The organism is Rossellomorea sp. GCM10028870 (assembly GCF_042666755.1).
Lineage (GTDB): Bacteria > Bacillota > Bacilli > Bacillales > Bacillaceae_B > Rossellomorea.
Genome location: NZ_JBHTGN010000001.1, coordinates 519,112 through 536,915, shown reverse-complemented (window position 1 = coordinate 536,915; position 17,804 = coordinate 519,112). Strand labels below are relative to the sequence as shown.

Genomic DNA, 17,804 nt, shown 5'->3' with positions numbered 1-17,804 from the left:
CCATTTTATTTTCAAAACTAAACCACTTATTTTCAAAAATAGAATTTTATTTTCAAAACCATCCCGTTTGCCATAGACACATAAAAAAAGCCACTCTTCCAAGAAGAGCAGCCCATTCCTTATTGTGTATTCGCTTTTAACTGATGATGAGCTTCCTCAATAACCTCATCCGGCGTAGTGGTTAAGAAAGATTCCCCTTCACTAGCATCCCCGGACCATTTCAGATGAATCAGAAATTCGATATTCCCATCTCCTCCCGTAATAGGAGAATAAGACAAACCGGCGATATGATAGCCTTCTTTGGTAGCCAGTGTCATAATCTTCTCGATCACCATCTTATGGACGGCCGGGTCCCTTACTATTCCTTTTTTCCCTACTTGGTTCTTACCTGCTTCGAACTGCGGCTTGATTAAAGCGATACAATCTCCACCAGGCACTAACAGTGTTTTTAAGACAGGTAAGATAAGAGAAAGAGAAATAAAAGACACATCAATGGATGCGAAACTCGGCATTTCTCCTTGTAAATCGGTTGGGGTGACGTAGCGGAAGTTGGTTCTTTCCATCACGACGACCCTCTCATCCTGTCTAAGCTTCCAGGCAAGCTGATTGTACCCTACATCAAGGGCATAGGACATCTTTGCCCCGTTTTGCAGAGCACAATCGGTAAATCCTCCCGTAGACGCCCCGATATCAATCATCACTTTATCCTTTACGTCTACATCAAAGACTTGTAAAGCTTTTTCCAGCTTTAAGCCACCACGGCTCACATAGGGAATCACTTTCCCCTTGATCGTAAGGGGGATATCTTCACTTACTTTTTCTCCGGCCTTGTCCAATCTCATTTCATTGGAATAAACAAGTCCCGCCATGACAGCCCGTTTAGCTTTTTCTCTTGTTTCAATTAATCCTCGTTCTACCAGAAGTACGTCTACACGTTGTTTTTTTACTTTCATCATTAAGCCCTTTTTTGTTTTTTTGGTGTGATCGTTAAAATGCGATCCACTACGTTTTCTTTGGTCATGCCGATTTCGTTCAATAGTTCCTTCACGCTTCCATGCTCGATGAAGTAATCAGGAATACCGATGCGGTCAATCACGGCGTCATGGAAGCCTTGTTCCTGTGCAAACTCAAGAACACCACTTCCAAAGCCGCCTTGAAGCACAGCCTCTTCGATTGTCAACACAGGCATTTCTTCTTCCAGGATACTTTTGAGCATTTTCTCGTCCATCGGTTTGATGAACCGTGCGTTTACAACCCGAACGGAAAGTCCCTGCTTTTCAAGGTCAGCAGCCGCTTCCATTGCCATCGGGATGGTGGTGCCAAAGGTCAAGATCGCCGCATCCGTTCCTTGTTTCAAGATTTCCCATGTTCCTATCGGAATCGTGTTAAGCTCTGGATCCATCGGCACTCCATATCCATTCCCACGAGGATAACGTAACGCAATTGGTCCATCATTATACTGAAGAGCCGTATTGACAAGATGTTGGCCCTCGTTCTCGTCCTTCGGCATCATAATCACCATATTCGGTAGATGCCTTAAAAAGGCGATATCAAATACACCCTGATGCGTTTCACCATCGGCACCGACTAAGCCGGCACGGTCAATCCCGATGAAAACATTTAAATTTTGTCGGCAAATATCGTGAACCACTTGGTCGTACGCTCTTTGAAGGAATGTTGAATAAATGGCCAGGAATGGCTTCATATCCTGGGTAGCAAGACCCGCTGCAACAGTAGTGGCATGCTGCTCGGCAATCCCTACATCAAACATTCGATCGGGGAATTCTTCAGCAAATCCAAGCAGTTTGGACCCTACCGGCATGGCTGGAGTGATCGCGACAATTCGTTCGTCCTCACGAGCGACCTTTCTGACGGTCTCACTTACAAGCCCACTCCAGGAAGGTGGTGCATTTATAGGTTTAATCAGGTCTCCTGTGTCAATCTTGTATGGACCTGTACCATGCCATGTGCCCTGCTTGTCTGATTCAGCAGGATGAAACCCTTTACCTTTTTTCGTTATAACGTGTAAAAGAACGGGTCCTTTTGTTTTCTTCGCATACTGAATGTTCTCAGATAGATCATTATAATCGTGGCCATCGATTGGCCCAAGATAGGTAAATCCTAATTCTTCAAAGAACATACCTGAAACAAATAAATACTTTAAGCTGTCTTTCACCCGCTCTGCAGTACTTGCCAGTTTGCCTCCGACAGCAGGGATTCGTTTAAGGATATATTCCATTTCATCCTTCACCCAGTTGTACTTACCGGCAGTGCGCAATCGGCCAAGAACACTGTGAAGGGCTCCTACGTTAGGGGCAATGGACATTTCATTATCATTTAGAACGACGATCATATCTTTCTTTTCATGACCAATGTGGTTGAGTGCCTCGAGTGCCATACCGCCCGTTAAGGCACCATCCCCGATCACAGGGATGATGAATGAATCTTCTTTTTTGACATCCCTGGCGATTGCCATACCCATGGCTGCGGATAGTGAAGTAGAGCTATGACCCGTTTCCCATACATCATGCTCGCTTTCATTGCGTTTAGGGAAACCGCATAACCCTTTGTATTGTCGCAATGTATCAAACTGACAGGCACGGCCAGTCAAGATCTTATGTACATACGACTGATGACCAACATCCCAAATGATTTTATCTTTGGGACTTGAGAAATGCTTATGAAGGGCAACTGTTAATTCGACCACCCCTAAGTTTGGACCAATATGACCGCCAGTCTTAGATAAATTCTTTATTAAGAAATGGCGAATCTCTTGACTGAGCTCTTCTAATTGTTCATTTGACATCTTTTTAAGAAAAGAAGGCTCCTTTATTGATAATAAATCCATGGGGTCCACTCACTTTCATCACTAAATATTTTGTTTCGCACGCTTGTAACGTTTTTTCTTGCTTTTATCTTTTTTATCTTTAATCAATGTGATGTGAAATCGATCTTCAAAAAATTGTAGAACTTTACCAACTCTAAATATTATATCCTTAGAATAGGTGATAGCAAACGTTTTTCCAAGCGCTTTGCCTCCTACGGTTAGGGATGCAATGATACTTGTCAATGTTACACTTACAATATATTCTCTCAAAGAGCCTCCTTCAAGCTGAAAAGAGACGGCAAGTTGAATGATGACAATCGCTGACGCAGTACCACTTATTATCCCTGAAATGTCACCGATTACGTCATTACAAAAGCTTGCAAACCGATCGGCGTTCCGAACGATTTTGATCGAGTATCGTGCACCGTAAACTTTTTTAGCCGCCATGGCATGAAAGGGTGTTTCATCAGCAGCCGTTGCAGCAATTCCCAGCATATCAAAGAAGATCCCGATAAAGACGATGATTAACACAACAACCAGTCCTGTATACCACGCGACTCCATTTAAAACCATATTGGATGTAACTGAAAAAATAGCCGCTAACACAAATGTGATAACGGCAATGCTGACACTCCACTTTATTGAGTTTTTCATTGTTTCATTCATTATCGTTTAAACACACCGTTTCTATTGTGTAAATATCATCTATACTATGTAATTGGATGGTCATATAAAGAGTAAAAATTGCAGCTTAGGTCCAGTAGGTTTTCCCAATCAGGTACCGGATGTTGCCATACCGGCGGTTTCCCTTTAAACCCGACTTAGCCGCGTCACCACAAGCTAGACTGGATTACCACTTAGTCCGCACTATAATCCTCTTTATATGTCCAATTATGAACAGTCTAGGAGTTTTCCTCAACAGTCCTTAACGCAATCCTTAGCCTCTTTTGCAAAGAGGATTTCATATGGGCGAAAAAGCACATATCAATGGCCAACTGATGTGTACCTTGTAACCATAATCCCCTCACTCTTCACTCAAGGCAGGCTACGCTGCTAGTGAATCATCACATCGCAGGTTCATACTTTGTCCTTATTGCATATGCTTATGCCAGCATAAGAAACAAAGCCTCCGCGGCTTGAGGGTCAACGCCCACATGCCATTGTGGATCGCCCTCAAGCCTTACTCCCAGATATGACCCAAAGCTGGGCGCCTCAAGCCAATTCCAGGAACTTCATCGATGTGCCCTTTAGTGGATTTTTAGGCCCACCTTCAGGATTGGTGGACTGACTAGAATACTGCACCACCCAAAATTTTATTATAAACGTATTATAACATATGTTAAATAATTTGCTCAAACATAGAATGGTTTTAATGATTCCGGGCAACGATTAATTGGGCAATTTCGGAAAGGAGACTGGAATCAATTGTCATTTGATCGAGTGAGGATAACGCTTCTTTCAAGTGGAATTGAAGCTTTTCCTTCGCTCCTCCTATCGTTAAGAGACTTGGATATGTACTCTTACGTTTGGATTCGTCGCTCCCCACTGGCTTTCCAATAATTTCTTCGGAGCCCTCAATATCAAGAATGTCATCCTGGATTTGAAAGGCAAGGCCAATATGATAAGCAAATTGCTCAAGTAATTGCAGCTGCTCTTCCGGCGCCTCAGAGATGATCCCGCCTGCTAATACACTAAACATCAGTAACTTACCTGTTTTATGCTCATGAATGCTTTCGAGTTCTTTAACTGTAAGCTTCTTATTTTCCCCTTCAATATCCGCTACTTGTCCCCCAACCATGCCTTCGGGTCCCGCACACTTTGCTAAAAGACCGATGAGCCTGATCTTGTTATCATTTGTAAGGCCCTTGTCCTCTGCAACCAGTTGAAAACTGTAGGTTAGCAAACCGTCGCCGGCTAAAATCGCCATCGCTTCCCCAAACATTTTATGATTGGTCGGCTTCCCTCTTCTCAAATCGTCATCATCCATGGAAGGAAGGTCGTCATGAATCAAGGAATAGGTATGAATCATTTCGAGGGCAGAAGCAGTGTTCAACCCGAGTAATGGGTCCTTGTTAAAAGCTTTGATCGTTGCCAAAAGGAGGATGGGACGAATTCTCTTTCCTCCTGCTTGCAAAGAATAGATGATTGCTCTTTTCAAGTTAGAGGGCATGGAAAGGCTGTCTACAGTCTCGACCATATGATTGGTAATCAATTCTCCATGCTGTTGTTGAAATTCTTTCAGATCAACGAGAGGATTCACCCTTTATTCCTCCTTATCCAGATCGAAGGCTTTTTCCCCTTCATCTGTCATCATTTTCGTTAATTGGTTTTCTGCTTTTTGCAACGTATCATGACAGTATTTCGAAAGATCCATTCCTTTTTGATAGAACTCTAACGCTTTCTCCAAAGGAACTTCTCCCTCTTCTAATTTCTCAACAATTTCTTCCAGTTGTTCCATAGCTGTTTCAAATGATAGTTCTTCTTTAGACTTTGCCATTATTTTCACGCTCCTCAACGGATTCAACTTCGCAATGTATTTTTCCATCCCTGACATTTATCTCGAGACGGTCACCAGCTTTGACTTGCCTGGATGATTTAATCAATGTATCATCATCCTGATAAACCAGGCTGTATCCCCTGTCCATGATCTTTAAAGGACTGAGGGCATGCAAGGTAGACAGGGAAGAACTGAAACGATTGTTCTTTTCTTTCAGTACCTGCTTAAATTGCTTTTCTACCCTCGACTTCATAAATAAGACTCTCTCGTGTTGAATGGTAATAAGTTGTGAAGGATGCACACGTTGAAGTCTTGAGTGAAGCCGGGTTAATTGGTCACGGTTTTGTCTCACATGCAAGCTTATGCTTTTCTGAAGCTGGTCGGTCAGACGGTCGACGGTTTCAATTTTTTGTTGATACAGATTACGCGGATTTCTTAAAGCGTAGGACTTAGTTAAACTATTTAAACGGCTGCGCTCACTTTGAAGCTTAGTCTTGAACGCTTTGATCAGTCGTAATTTCCGATTCATGATCCTTTCCAGCAAATCATCAATGTGGGGGACCGCTAATTCTCCCGCAGCTGTTGGTGTAGGGGCTCTTAGGTCGGCTACAAAGTCCGCGATCGTAAAGTCTGTTTCATGTCCGACAGCAGAAATAACTGGAACGATTGACTCAACGACGGCTTTGGCCACGATCTCTTCGTTAAACGCCCATAATTCTTCAATCGAACCACCGCCACGGCCGATAATCACTACATCTATATCTCCCTGATCGTTTACCTTTCTTATTGCTCCGGCAATTGATCCTGCCGCTTGCTCCCCTTGAACCAAAGCAGGAAAAACGAGGATTTCTCCAATGGGATATCTTCTTTTGATGGTTGTGATAATGTCTCTGATCGCAGCACCTGTAGGGGAGGTAACAACGGCGATTCGCTTTGGAAACTTAGGAATCATCCGTTTTCGGCTTTGATCAAAATAACCTGCTTTTTCGAGCTTTTCTTTCAGTTGCTCATAGGCCAGATATAGCTCACCGATTCCGTCAGGCTGCATTTCTTTTACATAAATCTGATATTGACCACCCGATTCATAAACAGAGACATCCCCCCGAATCAACACATTCATTCCATTTTCAGGTCTGAATTTCATGGATTGGTTATTACTTGAAAACATGACAGACAAGATACGGGCTTTTTCGTCTTTTAAGGTAAAGTACATATGGCCGCTTGAATGTCTTTTGAAATTAGAGATTTCCCCCCGTACGAATAGATTGGATAAATGGGGATCCCTATCGAATTTGCGTTTTATGTATTTTGTCAGAGCTTGTACCGTTAAATAACGTGATTGATCAAGTTCCATGCTCAAGAGACTCCTTTGTTTCTTGCAATTTGTAAAGGCTTTTATATGTAGGAATACGGAAAGGGACCAGCGATTTGCTGTCCCTTTCCGTTTTATGTTACCTATAGTGTACTATTTTTTAGCGGTTTTGGCGATTCCGAGCGGCCCATTCTGCAGATTTCACTGTATTGTACAGTAACATCGCAATGGTCATAGGACCGACACCACCAGGAACAGGTGTGATTTTCCCAGCCTTTTCCTTCACTTCTGAAAAATTCACATCTCCACAAAGTCCGCCGTTTTCATCACGGTTCATTCCGACGTCAATGACGACGGCTCCAGACTTAATATCTTCTGCGCCGATTAAATTCGCCTTTCCTACTGCAGATACGATAATATCAGCTTGCTTTGTGTATGATGACATATTCTTTGTCTTCGAATGACAATACGTAACCGTCGCATTACGATTCAAGAATAAGTGGCCTGCCGGCTTTCCAACAATGTTACTTCTTCCTAAAATCACGACGTGTTTACCTTCTACTGAGATGTTTTCATATTCAAGCATCTTCATGATTCCAAGCGGCGTACAGGAATAGAAGGTATCTTGATTTGTGACCATTTTCCCGATCGAAACGGGATGAAATCCGTCCACATCTTTAGATGGAGAAATCTTTTCAATCACGGTTATTGGATCAATATGCTCAGGGAGAGGCAGTTGAACTAGAATTCCATGAATATGGCTCTGTTCATTTAACTCTTCTATTTTATTCAGCAGTTCGTCTTGAGTCAAACTGGATTCATATTGATAGAGCTCTGAATGAATGCCAAGATTACTGCACGCTTTTCTCTTCATTTTGACATATGAATGAGAAGCATGGTTATCCCCTACCAGGATAACAGCCAAGCCTGGAGTGATACCCTTTTTCTCCAGCTCCCCGATCTGACTTTTTAATTGTTCACGATAATGACCTGCAATGAGTTTGCCATCAATTATAGAAGCTGTCATTCCACTCGCCCCCCTAACATTGTTAAGATTGACTTACCTTTGAAAGAACACCATTGATAAACTTGCTGGATTGATCATCTCCAAAGATCTTTGCAATTTCAACCGCTTCGTTAATGACTACTTTATTCGGAACATCTTCCACAAACAGCAGTTCATACACTCCTAAACGCAGAATATTACGATCTACTTTTGCCAATCGGTCAAATGACCATTTCTCAAGGTTTTCACGAATGTGCCCATCGATACGTTCCTGATTCTCGATAAACCCGAGAACAATCTGTTGAAGATAGGCATCCATCTTCTCCTCTTCCTCCAGCACATTGGTTAATGCAACATCCGGCTCAATCCCACTCATATCTATTTGAAATAACGCTTGTAAGGCTTTTTCACGAGCAACTCTTCTCTTCATCTTATATTTACTCCTTTTAATCCATCAATTTTCATACCTTTGATAATAGCACAAACTAAGGGCAATACGCACGTCTATGTAAAAAAATCAATATTCTGACAGAAAAGCGGAGCCGACTGGGTTGGCCCGACAAGCATAAGATGAATGGGCTAGGAAGACGTTCTTTGCCTTTTTGGCCCATTTAGCTTATGACCTCGAGGGGCTACCCGCCGGAGCTGGACAATCGAAAAGCGGAGGGGCTTTGCCCAGAGGCGACAAGCATAAGACGAACCTGTCAGAAAGGCGTTCTTTGCCTTTTTGGCAGGTTTGGCTTATGACCTCGAGCCTCTAAGCCCCGGAGCTGGACAATCGAAAAGCGGAGGGGCTTTGCTGGCCCCCATCAGAAGAATCCGGCCGAAATTTCAATAATTCCAGCCGTTTTGATGAAAAATCCGGCCGAAACCTTTAGGAATCCAGCCATTCCAGGTAATAATCCGGCCGATTTACGCAATAATCCAGCCGTTTTACAAAAAAAACCAATCTAAACACAACCCCAGGCACAAAAAAAGAACGGCCCCCTAAAGGACCGTTCCCCCATTACATTTCGTCTTCAATTTCAGCTTCAAACTTTTGATTTTCAAATTGAACGCCTACGATATGAACATTCACTTCGTCTGCTTCAAGAGCAGTCATGTTCAACAGGGCTTGACGAATGTTATCCTGAATTTTCTGGGCAACCGTCGGAATCGCTACGCCGAATTTCATGATGCAGTAGACATCCACGATGATTCCTTCCTCAGCCAGCTCCACTTTTACACCTTTACCGTGGTTTTTCTTTCCGAGACGCTCGACGACACCTGTCGCAAAGTTCCCACGCATTTGTGATACGCCTTCAACTTCTGAAGCGGCGATACCTGCAATTACTTCAATCACTTCAGGTGCGATTTCAATCTTCCCAAGACCGTCTTTACCGTGAGACATTTGTAAAAGGTTTTGATTTTCCGCCATTTAAGGCACCTCCTGAATTCACACTAGGATTTCATTACTTCATATTTCTCTAAGAATTTCGTATTAAATTCTCCACCAACAAAGGTTTCATGTTCTAATAGTTTCAGATGGAACGGAATGGTTGTGTGTATACCTTCAACGACAAATTCACTTAGAGCGCGTTTCATTCTTGAAATGGCCTCTTCACGTGTCGCTCCATAGGTAATCACTTTGGCAATCATACTATCGTAATATGGAGGGATCATATATCCAGGATATGCGGCTGAGTCGATTCTTACGCCAATCCCGCCTGGTGGAAGATACATTTCAATCCGGCCCGCTGAAGGCATGAAATTCTTCTCTGGATTCTCTGCATTAATACGGCATTCAATGGCCCAACCAGTGAACGTTACTTCTTCTTGTGTAAGAGAAAGCTTTTCTCCTGATGCCACGAGAATCTGCTCTTTGATCAAATCAACTCCTGTTACCTGTTCTGTTACAGGGTGCTCTACTTGAATACGGGTATTCATTTCCATAAAGTAGAATGTTTGATTAACGTAATCATAGATAAATTCTACCGTGCCGGCACCAGTATAATCAACCGCTTTGGCTGCTTTTACTGCCGCTTCCCCCATTTTAACACGAATTTCTTCTGTTAAAGCAGGTGACGGTGTTTCTTCGATCAGTTTTTGAAGGCGGCGCTGAATCGTACAGTCACGTTCTCCAAGATGGATCACGTTTCCGAAATTATCAGCCAGCACCTGGATTTCCACATGCCTGAAGTCTTCAATGAATTTTTCAATGTAAACACCAGGGTTACCGAATGCAGTCATGGCTTCTTGCTGAGTGATCGTTACTCCTTTAACAAGCTCTTCCTGGCTTTTCGCAACACGGATCCCTTTCCCACCGCCACCAGCAGTAGCTTTAATGATAACGGGATATCCCATGGATTCCGCAAGCTGTACAGCATCTTCTGCATCTTTCACGATCCCTTTTGAGCCGGGCACAATGGGAACACCCGCTTCCCTCATGGTTTCACGAGCCACGTCTTTTGTACCCATCTTCGAGATCGCTTCTGGTGAAGGACCAATGAAGATGATGTTGCAATCGCGGCATAGGTCTGCAAAGTCAGAGTTCTCGGCTAAAAATCCGTAACCTGGGTGAATGGCATCACAATCTGTCAGTTTTGCCACGCTAATGATGTTTGTAAAGTTTAGGTAGCTGTCTTTCGATGCAGTCGGCCCAATACAATACGCTTCATCTGCTAATTGAACATGAAGGGCTTCTTTATCTGCTTCAGAATAAACGGCTACACTTTCGATGCCTAAATCTCGGCATGCACGAATAATACGTACCGCAATTTCTCCTCGATTGGCGATTAATACCTTTTTTATCATATCTATTTCCGCTCCTTATTCAGGTTTGACCAAGAATAACGGCTGTCCATATTCAACTAATTGACCGTCTTTTACTAAGATTTCAGTAATTTCACCTTTTACTTCCGCTTCAATCTCATTAAATAGTTTCATCGCTTCTACGATACATACGACAGAACTTTCATCGACTTTATCCCCCACCTTAACATATGGACCTGCTTCTGGAGAGGAAGATTGATAGAACGTCCCTACCATAGGAGACGTGATTTTATGTAGGTTTGAATCTTCTTTTGCTTGTGGAGCTTCTTTTTCTTCTGTATTTACAGAAGGAGCTGCCTCCTGTACAGGTGCAGGAGCCTGTTGTACCGCTTGAGCTGCAGGTTTCACTTCTTCCACTGCTTGAGTAACTTGCGGCTGCGCAGCTACTGTAACACCATTGCTCTTTTTAAGTTTTATTTTCGAACCCTCATGTTCGTATGTAAACTCATCAACACTAGAATGACTTACAAGTTTGATTATTTCACGAATTTCTTGAATTTTTAACACGGTTGACACCCCTCTTATAGTTTAAAAAATTATGACTAGCTACTAATATCATACGATAATACCTCGTATAAATTCAATATGTGATTCCTACCATTCTGTAAAGCGCATACAACTCTACTCTCTATTCTAGACCTTTTTGGGAAAAAAATAAAATAATAGCAAGGATTTTTTATTTCTCTGTTAAAACGAGTGAATATTTATAAGGTTTGAAGCCAAATGGGGGCAGATAGAGCGGACCTTCCAAGCCTTTTGGACTTCCTTTTTCAAAAAAAATGAGCATGGGACAAAACTAAAATGCCACGATGTAAAGCCGAACAATTGAAGTGTAGGTTCTTAATACCGCTAATGATTTCCGTGCAAGACTACGCTTTCCGCGGGTAGCCCGTGAGCCTCCTCGGCAAGCCTGCGGGTAGAAAAGCGGAGGGGCTTCGCTCAGAGGCGGTTGGCATAAGGCGGAGCGGCCTTGAAGGCGTTCTTTGCCTTCATGGACGATCTGCCTTATGACATTTGCCTCTAAGCCCTATAGCTGGACAAGTCTCACATAAGCTACTTTTCCCGCAGGAGTCTTCGTCTTGCACTCCAATCAACCGCTGGAAACAGCTAAAATCAAATGTATCGAAATAAATAATAAACCCGAACAAATCTGCTTCCTAGAAGGTAGATTTGTTCGGGTTTCACTTAGACTAAAACACTTTTGTCCCAACCTCTTTATTTTACTTTAATTTGTAGGCTGGAACTCTACTGCTACTGGCTTCATCTGGCCCACTTCACTCATCACGAGGCGGATGATCTCATTCGCATCGGCTGTTGAGTGCTCTTTGTCGGACTTCACTGTAATACGGATGTTTTCCCCATTAGCTCTGACTAAGGCATCTTCGTAACCCATTGTTTTGATCATCGTCTCCAACACGGATTCTGTCATGGCTAACTCTCTCAAGTTTTCCATTTCTTCATAGGCTGCACTCTTTTCTTCTGCTGATACATCGGCGTTGGCTACTTTTGCTTCTAATTCTTCACGAAGCTGTTCGCGCTGGTCCAATACTTCAATTCTTAAAGCTTCGAACATTTCATTTCCAGCAGCGTCCGTTACGACTTCCATGTCAGACATGGTTTCTTTACCCTCTTCCTTCGCTTGTTCTTTTCCGTCTTTTTCTTCATAAGCCATATCTGTCACTTGCTGCGTTGGAGAAGTAATGTAGTATACTGATAGCACGATCACAAGACTCAACATCGTTAATAACCAAACCGTTTGTTTTTTAAGTAACATCTATCATTTCCCCCTTATTTTTTGGGCAGGACCGATACCCGGTGACTTGGTACGTCTAATCCACGGGTAACAGCCTCTATGATCCATTTTTTGATTTGTATATTATCGGCGCCTTTTGCTACAACTAGGACACCGCTGACTTTAGGTTTTTTAGTTTCTTTCACAATGGGAACTTCTTTATCTCCATTCCTGATGATGACCATTTCTTCCTCTTGTGATTTATCTTCTATCGATCGTTTTCCACCTTGCTTATCTTCTTCTGAGGTTGTTTGTGACTGTGTGGATTCATTCTTTTCATATACTTTTGACTCTGTTGCCTCTACATTGACAACAACATGTACTTCACTCACCCCGACAATCTGATCCAGGGCTTCTTTTAATTGGTTTTCGTATTGATCTTCGTACCCCCTCATGGAGCCATCCGATTCCTTTTGGTTGGAGCCGAATGTCGCTACCTCTTCCGGTGCTTCTTCGTCTACTGATTTCGAGACCTCTAAGCTACTATCCCTGCTCCAAAGATCACTGATCAGCATGAAGGCGATACCTATTAACAGCACAATGAGAAAGTATTGAAATTTATTCCCTTTTTTTTCCTTTGGTGGTGAATTGGTATTTTCCTTTGATAGCCATTCCTTCAATGCGTTAAGCGGACCTTTATTAAAGTTCATTTGCTTCCCCAGTCCCCCCTTCAACTGTAATGATTATTTTGTCTGGTGTAAGATTCCATTGCTTGGCAAGTAAGGAGGCCATTTGGGACACACTCTCATCAGGCGTTTTCTTTCTCGTTTCATCTCCCGTATCGATCTCCACGTTTTGAACGGTTTCAATCGTGGTGTTTTCTTGTTTGTCTTTTACAACCACTGTCACTTCGGTGATACTATCTGGGATATTCTCTAAGTCGTCAGCTTTGACTACAACCTTCTCAATGACTTTACCGTGTTCATCCATCATCTCCTTTTCAGCTTGTTGTTTCATTTGGACAGCCATCTGTTCTAAAATATATGCACGTTGTGAGGCTTGTATTTCTTTTTTCTTCATTTCTATTAAATTTTCTACTGAATTATTCCGGGAATCTCCATTTATATCAATTGATTCGAGCACCGTATCAAAATCGGTGGCCATCAATTTAAACAATGGTGTCAGGATAATGGTGATCAACAATAAGCCCGTCACGATTTTTGCATACTTTTGCATGTTGGAGCTGGGAAGAAGCATGTCAATGACGGTTGCTAAGAGAACAAAGATTATAATATTTGTAATCCAATCGGTGAGAAATGACATGACGGTACTCCTTCCTCTTTATCGCATCATCATCGTGATATTTCCTGCTGCAATGATGACAGTAAGACTTAAAAAGAACATAAAGGACACAATGGCAAGGGCCGCAAAGACATAAATCACACTTTTGGCAATGATATCGAGACATTCGATCACCGGGCCGCCACCGAGGGGTTGCAGGAGAGCCGCTGCTAATTTATAAATAAACGCAATCATGAGGATCTTGATTGCCGGAAAGGCCGCAATGATCAGAACAATGGCCACACCAGCGATTCCCACCGTGTTCTTTAAAAGAACGGAAGCGCTGATCACTGTATCCGTCGCATCCGTGAACATCCTTCCGATCACAGGGACAAAATTTCCTGTAACAAATTTCGCTGTTCGAATCGTAATCCCATCTGTCACCGCTGCCGTGGCTCCCTGTACGGATATAACACCAAGGAAAACGGTCATAAAGGCTCCTAACAACCCGATGCTCCATGTTCGCAATAACTGGGCCAGCTGCGTCACTTTATAATGAGTGGAAAGTGTACTTACGATACTTAATAACGCCGCCAGAAATAGCAGGGGGAGAACGACATTTTGGATCAACAAACCGCTTGTGTTCATTAAAAAGATAATCACAGGATGAAAAAATGCTGCGGATACAACTCCCCCGGAAGCTGCAATAAGGGCTAACATCAGGGGTATGAGGGCAATGATGAAGTGGATCATGGTGGAGATGGCATCCCGGGTGTAATCAATCGCCACGTGAAAACTATTAAGGGCGATGATGATCAGGACCATGAACACAATGCTGTATGCAACCTTGCTGACACTCCCTCCTTCAAATGCATTCTGCAGGGATTGAAGGAACATACTGAAAATCGTTAGCATAATCAGTGTTCCTAATAGCTTCCCATTCATCACAAGCTCCTGGAAAGCAAACTTGAATATCCCACTGAACCATGCTTTAAAAGAAAATTCTTTTTCTCCTTTTATAAAATCAACCAAACTGCCTTTTTGACTTTCAGGAAGGTAACCACCGTATTGGTCAACGATGCTATTCCAAAAGCCTTTTAATTCTTCAATTCCCAACTGATCTAACTGTTGATCGATCACTTGCTGCTGAATCGTCGAATCGGGAGGATTCTGTTCATCCCCTTCTTCTGCTTGTCCACTAGAGGCTCCAATGAAAAAGATTACGAGTACTATGACGAGTATTCGATATATTTGCAACAATTTTTTCCACCTCTTAACATTTCGCTTATCCAGTTGGGATCATGTTGATAATCGTTTCGATAATCACTGTTAAAATAGGTACCGCCATTGCTAAAATCAAGATTTTCCCTGCAAGCTCCACTTTCGCCGCAAGTGCCCCCTGTCCGGCATCTTTTGTTATGTGAGAAGCAAATTCCGCTATGTAGGCGATGCCGATAATTTTGAGAATGGTCTCTACATACACCATATTCACATTTGCATTCGCAGCAAGCTTCTCGATCATATGAATGATGGAGTAGATTTGATCGATCAGAAATAAAAAAATCGAACATCCAACAAACACAATAAGCAAAAAAGCAAAATTCGGTTTCTGCTCTTTCACGATCAAAGCCAGAAAGGTCGCAACCAGTGCTATACCAACAATTTGAATGATTTCAATCGCGCACGCCCCCTCTATCCTTGATATAAGAAGACAGATTTAATCTTCTGGAACAGGTCATCGACAATCGAGGCCACCATAAACAGAATATAAATGAATCCAAAGAGGGTAACCCACTGTGCATATTCCTTCTTCCCGACCTGATCTAAAATCGTATGCAAAAAGGCCACTACAATCCCCACCCCTGCGATTTTGAAAATAATATCTACATCAATTCCCATATTTGTTTCCCTCCTGGTTTCTATCAGCTGTTCTCGCAAGCGATCGGTAGCTACAATTGTTATGAAGCATCGTTAAAGCAATAGAATGATCAGTAATAAACCCGATAAAAAGCCTAAACTCTTTGTCATCTTTTCATATTTCCTCTGCTTTTCTATCGCCTCTGCTTCTTCTCTTTCCAGGTGTTTTAACGCTAACTGTATATGTTTCTGCTGTGTCATCATGTCGTGTTTGCCGAGGTTTTCTCCGAATTGTTTCAGGATTTCGTATTCACCTGTTTTAAAAGCGGTTAATTTCCAAATATCATTCAGGCTTTCTTCCCATGCTTTCTTCACTGAAATCTCCTGCTCCGTCAATTTCTTTGAAAACGTTTCAAAGAACCAAGAAACAGGTTTTTGCAGCTGCCTGGAGATCTTTCTCGATGCTTCATGCAAAGGGGTATGGCTGTAAGTGATTTCTGCTTCCAAGGACTGAAGGGCCACCTTCAATAACCGAAGCTGCCTCGGTCTTTCCGTTAAATATTTAGACGCTTCGAAACCAGCCCAGGAAGTAGAAAGCAGGATGAAAACAGCACCGATTAGTTTAATCATTTATGTCACACTCACTTTTTTCAGAAGAGATTGACCATGTTCATTCCACACTTCATGAACCTTACCAGGCTCATCCCCTCTCCTTAGTTCAACAAACCGCTCGATGGTTTGAAGATTCACAATGTCCTTGATAACGGGTCTCTTCGCTACTTCCCCAAATGTTGATCCATGAGTCGTCATCACAAGGGTAATACCGGCATTCACGGCTTCCTGGATAGCTTGACCATCTTCGATTCGTCCGATCTCATCCACAATCAGGACATCAGGACTCATGGAGCGGATCAGCATCATCATGCCTTCAGCTTTTGGACATGCATCCAACACATCCACCCTGGGCCCGAATAAAAGCTGAGGGATTCCATTTACACAGCCGGCAATTTCTGACCGTTCATCGACAATCCCAACTTTAAACGGGGGGATCTTTTTTTCCGGGACGCCCGTCGATATCATACGTGCAAGGTCTCTGAGTAATGTGGTTTTCCCTGTTTGAGGAGAGCCGATAATCATCGTATGCTTCCAGCCATTATCATAAACATATGGAAAAATTGATTGAGCTATGCCAAGCTTTTGCCTCGCGATACGGATGTTAAAGGAAGAAAGATTCCGAATACCTTTCACCACACCACCTTCTAGAATAACCTTGCCGGCAAGGCCGACTCGATGTCCGCCTTCAATCGTGATATAGCCTCTCTTCAGTTCCTCTTCCAATGTATAAAATGAATGCCGGGATAGTTTGTTAATGAGCTGTTCGCTATCTTCCTCGGTAACGGTATAAGAAAGAAAATATGGCTTCCCCCTGGCCGTGACCTCCAACACGCGGTTGGTACGAACTCTAATTTCTTCAATTCGGTCAATAAGATCTTGTGGAAGGCTCAGGACTTTGTCAGAAATAGTGCTGGGTAGTAAGGCTAGAACTTCTTGCATATTAAGTACCTCCTAATCTTGTTCCACTTCGGAATATAGGACGACATAAATGAATTCTTCGTACATGCTTCCCGATAATACAATGTATTCTAGTAAAAAAAGATTATGACAGTAGAGTTGGAAGATATGAGGTGTGGATTGGGAGTTTTTGTTTGGAGAGTTGTAGATGAAAGGGAATGAGGATTCGGAAATTGCCGAAATTTGTTGAATGGCAGATATATCGAAGTGTTGGCAGATAAACCAAAACGGAGGCGGCTTACACCTCCCCTGCCACTAACAAAAAAAAATAAAAAAAGCCCAAACGAGAAAAATCTCGCTCAGGCTTTTTACTCAATCATCCACGTGATACGTAAGATCCGTCAGTTGTATTAATGATCAATGTGTCTCCCTCGTTGACGAAGAACGGTACGTTAACCACCAATCCTGTTTCTACTGTAGCAGGTTTTGAACCCCCGGAAGCTGTGTCGCCTTTGATGCCCGGTTCTGTTTCAGTTACTTTCAATTCAACTGAGTTAGGAAGTTCAACTCCAAGAGTTTCTCCTCCGTACATCATGATGGACACTTCCATGTTTTCTTTCAGGTATTTCAATTCATATTCGATGGAAGAAGCAGGAAGTTCAATTTGATCGTAGCTTTCGTTGTCCATAAATACATGCATGTCACCATTAGCATATAGGTATTGCATTTTACGGTTATCAATTTGAGCTTTTCCTACTTTTTCACCAGCACGGAATGTTTTTTCCTGGATGGCACCAGTGCGCAGGTTACGAAGTTTAGAGCGAACGAATGCTGCTCCTTTACCCGGTTTAACGTGTTGGAAATCAATTACTCGCCAAATCCCGTTGTCGACTTCAATTGTTAAACCTGTTCGAAAATCATTTACTGAAATCATGTTTATTTCCTCCTATTGTCAAGTAGACCTGTGTC

At 42.6% G+C, this 17,804-nt stretch carries 20 protein-coding genes; all 20 read right to left on the bottom strand.

Translation table 11 applies throughout. The features are described from left to right. Window positions 1-119: 119 nt before the first annotated feature. The gene (locus ACFQWC_RS02750; RefSeq protein ID WP_377105982.1) at window positions 120-953 is read right to left on the bottom strand and encodes a TlyA family RNA methyltransferase; all 834 of its coding nucleotides are present in this window, start codon (window positions 951-953) and stop codon (window positions 120-122) included. A 2-nt stretch (window positions 954-955) separates the two neighbouring features. After that, a complete protein-coding gene (gene dxs / locus ACFQWC_RS02745) occupies window positions 956-2,848 on the bottom strand; it encodes a 1-deoxy-D-xylulose-5-phosphate synthase (protein ID WP_341356580.1) in 1,893 nt (630 codons plus the stop codon). Window positions 2,849-2,869: 21 nt separating this feature from the next. Next, window positions 2,870-3,493 (bottom strand): CNNM metal transporter family protein, encoded by a 624-nt coding sequence (locus ACFQWC_RS02740; protein WP_299738291.1) that lies wholly within the window; start codon window positions 3,491-3,493, stop codon window positions 2,870-2,872. A gap of 703 nt (window positions 3,494-4,196) precedes the next feature. After that, entirely contained in the window at window positions 4,197-5,069 is an 873-nt protein-coding gene (locus tag ACFQWC_RS02735; protein ID WP_377107218.1) for a polyprenyl synthetase family protein, read from the bottom strand. 21 nt (window positions 5,070-5,090) lie between these two features. After that, a complete protein-coding gene (gene xseB / locus ACFQWC_RS02730; protein WP_299738293.1) occupies window positions 5,091-5,324 on the bottom strand; it encodes an exodeoxyribonuclease VII small subunit in 234 nt (77 codons plus the stop codon). Then, entirely contained in the window at window positions 5,311-6,678 is a 1,368-nt protein-coding gene (xseA, locus tag ACFQWC_RS02725) for an exodeoxyribonuclease VII large subunit (protein WP_299738295.1), read from the bottom strand. The genes xseB and xseA overlap by 14 nt, the downstream gene beginning before the upstream one ends. A gap of 118 nt (window positions 6,679-6,796) precedes the next feature. Beyond that, complete coding sequence (folD, locus tag ACFQWC_RS02720; protein ID WP_299738297.1) at window positions 6,797-7,663, bottom strand: bifunctional methylenetetrahydrofolate dehydrogenase/methenyltetrahydrofolate cyclohydrolase FolD; 867 nt, start codon at window positions 7,661-7,663, stop codon at window positions 6,797-6,799. A gap of 22 nt (window positions 7,664-7,685) precedes the next feature. Then, on the bottom strand, window positions 7,686-8,072 hold the full coding sequence (gene nusB, locus ACFQWC_RS02715; protein ID WP_299738299.1) for a transcription antitermination factor NusB: 387 nt from the start codon (window positions 8,070-8,072) through the stop codon (window positions 7,686-7,688). Window positions 8,073-8,648: 576 nt separating this feature from the next. After that, a complete protein-coding gene (locus ACFQWC_RS02710) occupies window positions 8,649-9,059 on the bottom strand; it encodes an Asp23/Gls24 family envelope stress response protein (protein WP_034758025.1) in 411 nt (136 codons plus the stop codon). 23 nt (window positions 9,060-9,082) lie between these two features. Then, window positions 9,083-10,435: an acetyl-CoA carboxylase biotin carboxylase subunit gene (gene accC / locus ACFQWC_RS02705; RefSeq protein ID WP_299738302.1), complete on the bottom strand. Its 1,353-nt coding sequence runs from the start codon at window positions 10,433-10,435 to the stop codon at window positions 9,083-9,085. A gap of 15 nt (window positions 10,436-10,450) precedes the next feature. Further along, on the bottom strand, window positions 10,451-10,960 hold the full coding sequence (gene accB, locus ACFQWC_RS02700) for an acetyl-CoA carboxylase biotin carboxyl carrier protein (RefSeq protein ID WP_341356581.1): 510 nt from the start codon (window positions 10,958-10,960) through the stop codon (window positions 10,451-10,453). A 718-nt stretch (window positions 10,961-11,678) separates the two neighbouring features. After that, window positions 11,679-12,227 (bottom strand): SpoIIIAH-like family protein, encoded by a 549-nt coding sequence (locus ACFQWC_RS02695; protein ID WP_299738306.1) that lies wholly within the window; start codon window positions 12,225-12,227, stop codon window positions 11,679-11,681. Window positions 12,228-12,241: 14 nt separating this feature from the next. Further along, window positions 12,242-12,895, bottom strand: coding sequence for a stage III sporulation protein AG (spoIIIAG, locus tag ACFQWC_RS02690; RefSeq protein ID WP_299738308.1), 654 nt, complete (start codon window positions 12,893-12,895; stop codon window positions 12,242-12,244). Continuing rightward, window positions 12,885-13,508: a stage III sporulation protein AF gene (spoIIIAF, locus tag ACFQWC_RS02685; RefSeq protein ID WP_299738310.1), complete on the bottom strand. Its 624-nt coding sequence runs from the start codon at window positions 13,506-13,508 to the stop codon at window positions 12,885-12,887. Before spoIIIAF ends, spoIIIAG begins: the two co-directional genes overlap by 11 nt. Before the next feature lie 18 nt (window positions 13,509-13,526). After that, window positions 13,527-14,723 carry a stage III sporulation protein AE gene (gene spoIIIAE, locus ACFQWC_RS02680; RefSeq protein ID WP_377105976.1) on the bottom strand — a complete coding sequence of 399 codons (1,197 nt, stop codon included), beginning with the start codon at window positions 14,721-14,723 and terminating at the stop codon, window positions 13,527-13,529. Between the two features lie 28 nt (window positions 14,724-14,751). Then, the gene (gene spoIIIAD / locus ACFQWC_RS02675; protein WP_172655798.1) at window positions 14,752-15,144 is read right to left on the bottom strand and encodes a stage III sporulation protein AD; all 393 of its coding nucleotides are present in this window, start codon (window positions 15,142-15,144) and stop codon (window positions 14,752-14,754) included. Window positions 15,145-15,158: 14 nt separating this feature from the next. Next, a complete protein-coding gene (gene spoIIIAC / locus ACFQWC_RS02670; RefSeq protein WP_034758004.1) occupies window positions 15,159-15,365 on the bottom strand; it encodes a stage III sporulation protein AC in 207 nt (68 codons plus the stop codon). Window positions 15,366-15,437: 72 nt separating this feature from the next. Continuing rightward, window positions 15,438-15,953: a stage III sporulation protein SpoIIIAB gene (gene spoIIIAB, locus ACFQWC_RS02665; RefSeq protein ID WP_299738323.1), complete on the bottom strand. Its 516-nt coding sequence runs from the start codon at window positions 15,951-15,953 to the stop codon at window positions 15,438-15,440. Beyond that, entirely contained in the window at window positions 15,954-16,877 is a 924-nt protein-coding gene (gene spoIIIAA, locus ACFQWC_RS02660) for a stage III sporulation protein AA (protein WP_377105973.1), read from the bottom strand. A 334-nt stretch (window positions 16,878-17,211) separates the two neighbouring features. Next, window positions 17,212-17,769 carry an elongation factor P gene (gene efp / locus ACFQWC_RS02655; RefSeq protein WP_034757996.1) on the bottom strand — a complete coding sequence of 186 codons (558 nt, stop codon included), beginning with the start codon at window positions 17,767-17,769 and terminating at the stop codon, window positions 17,212-17,214. Window positions 17,770-17,804: the final 35 nt, after the last annotated feature.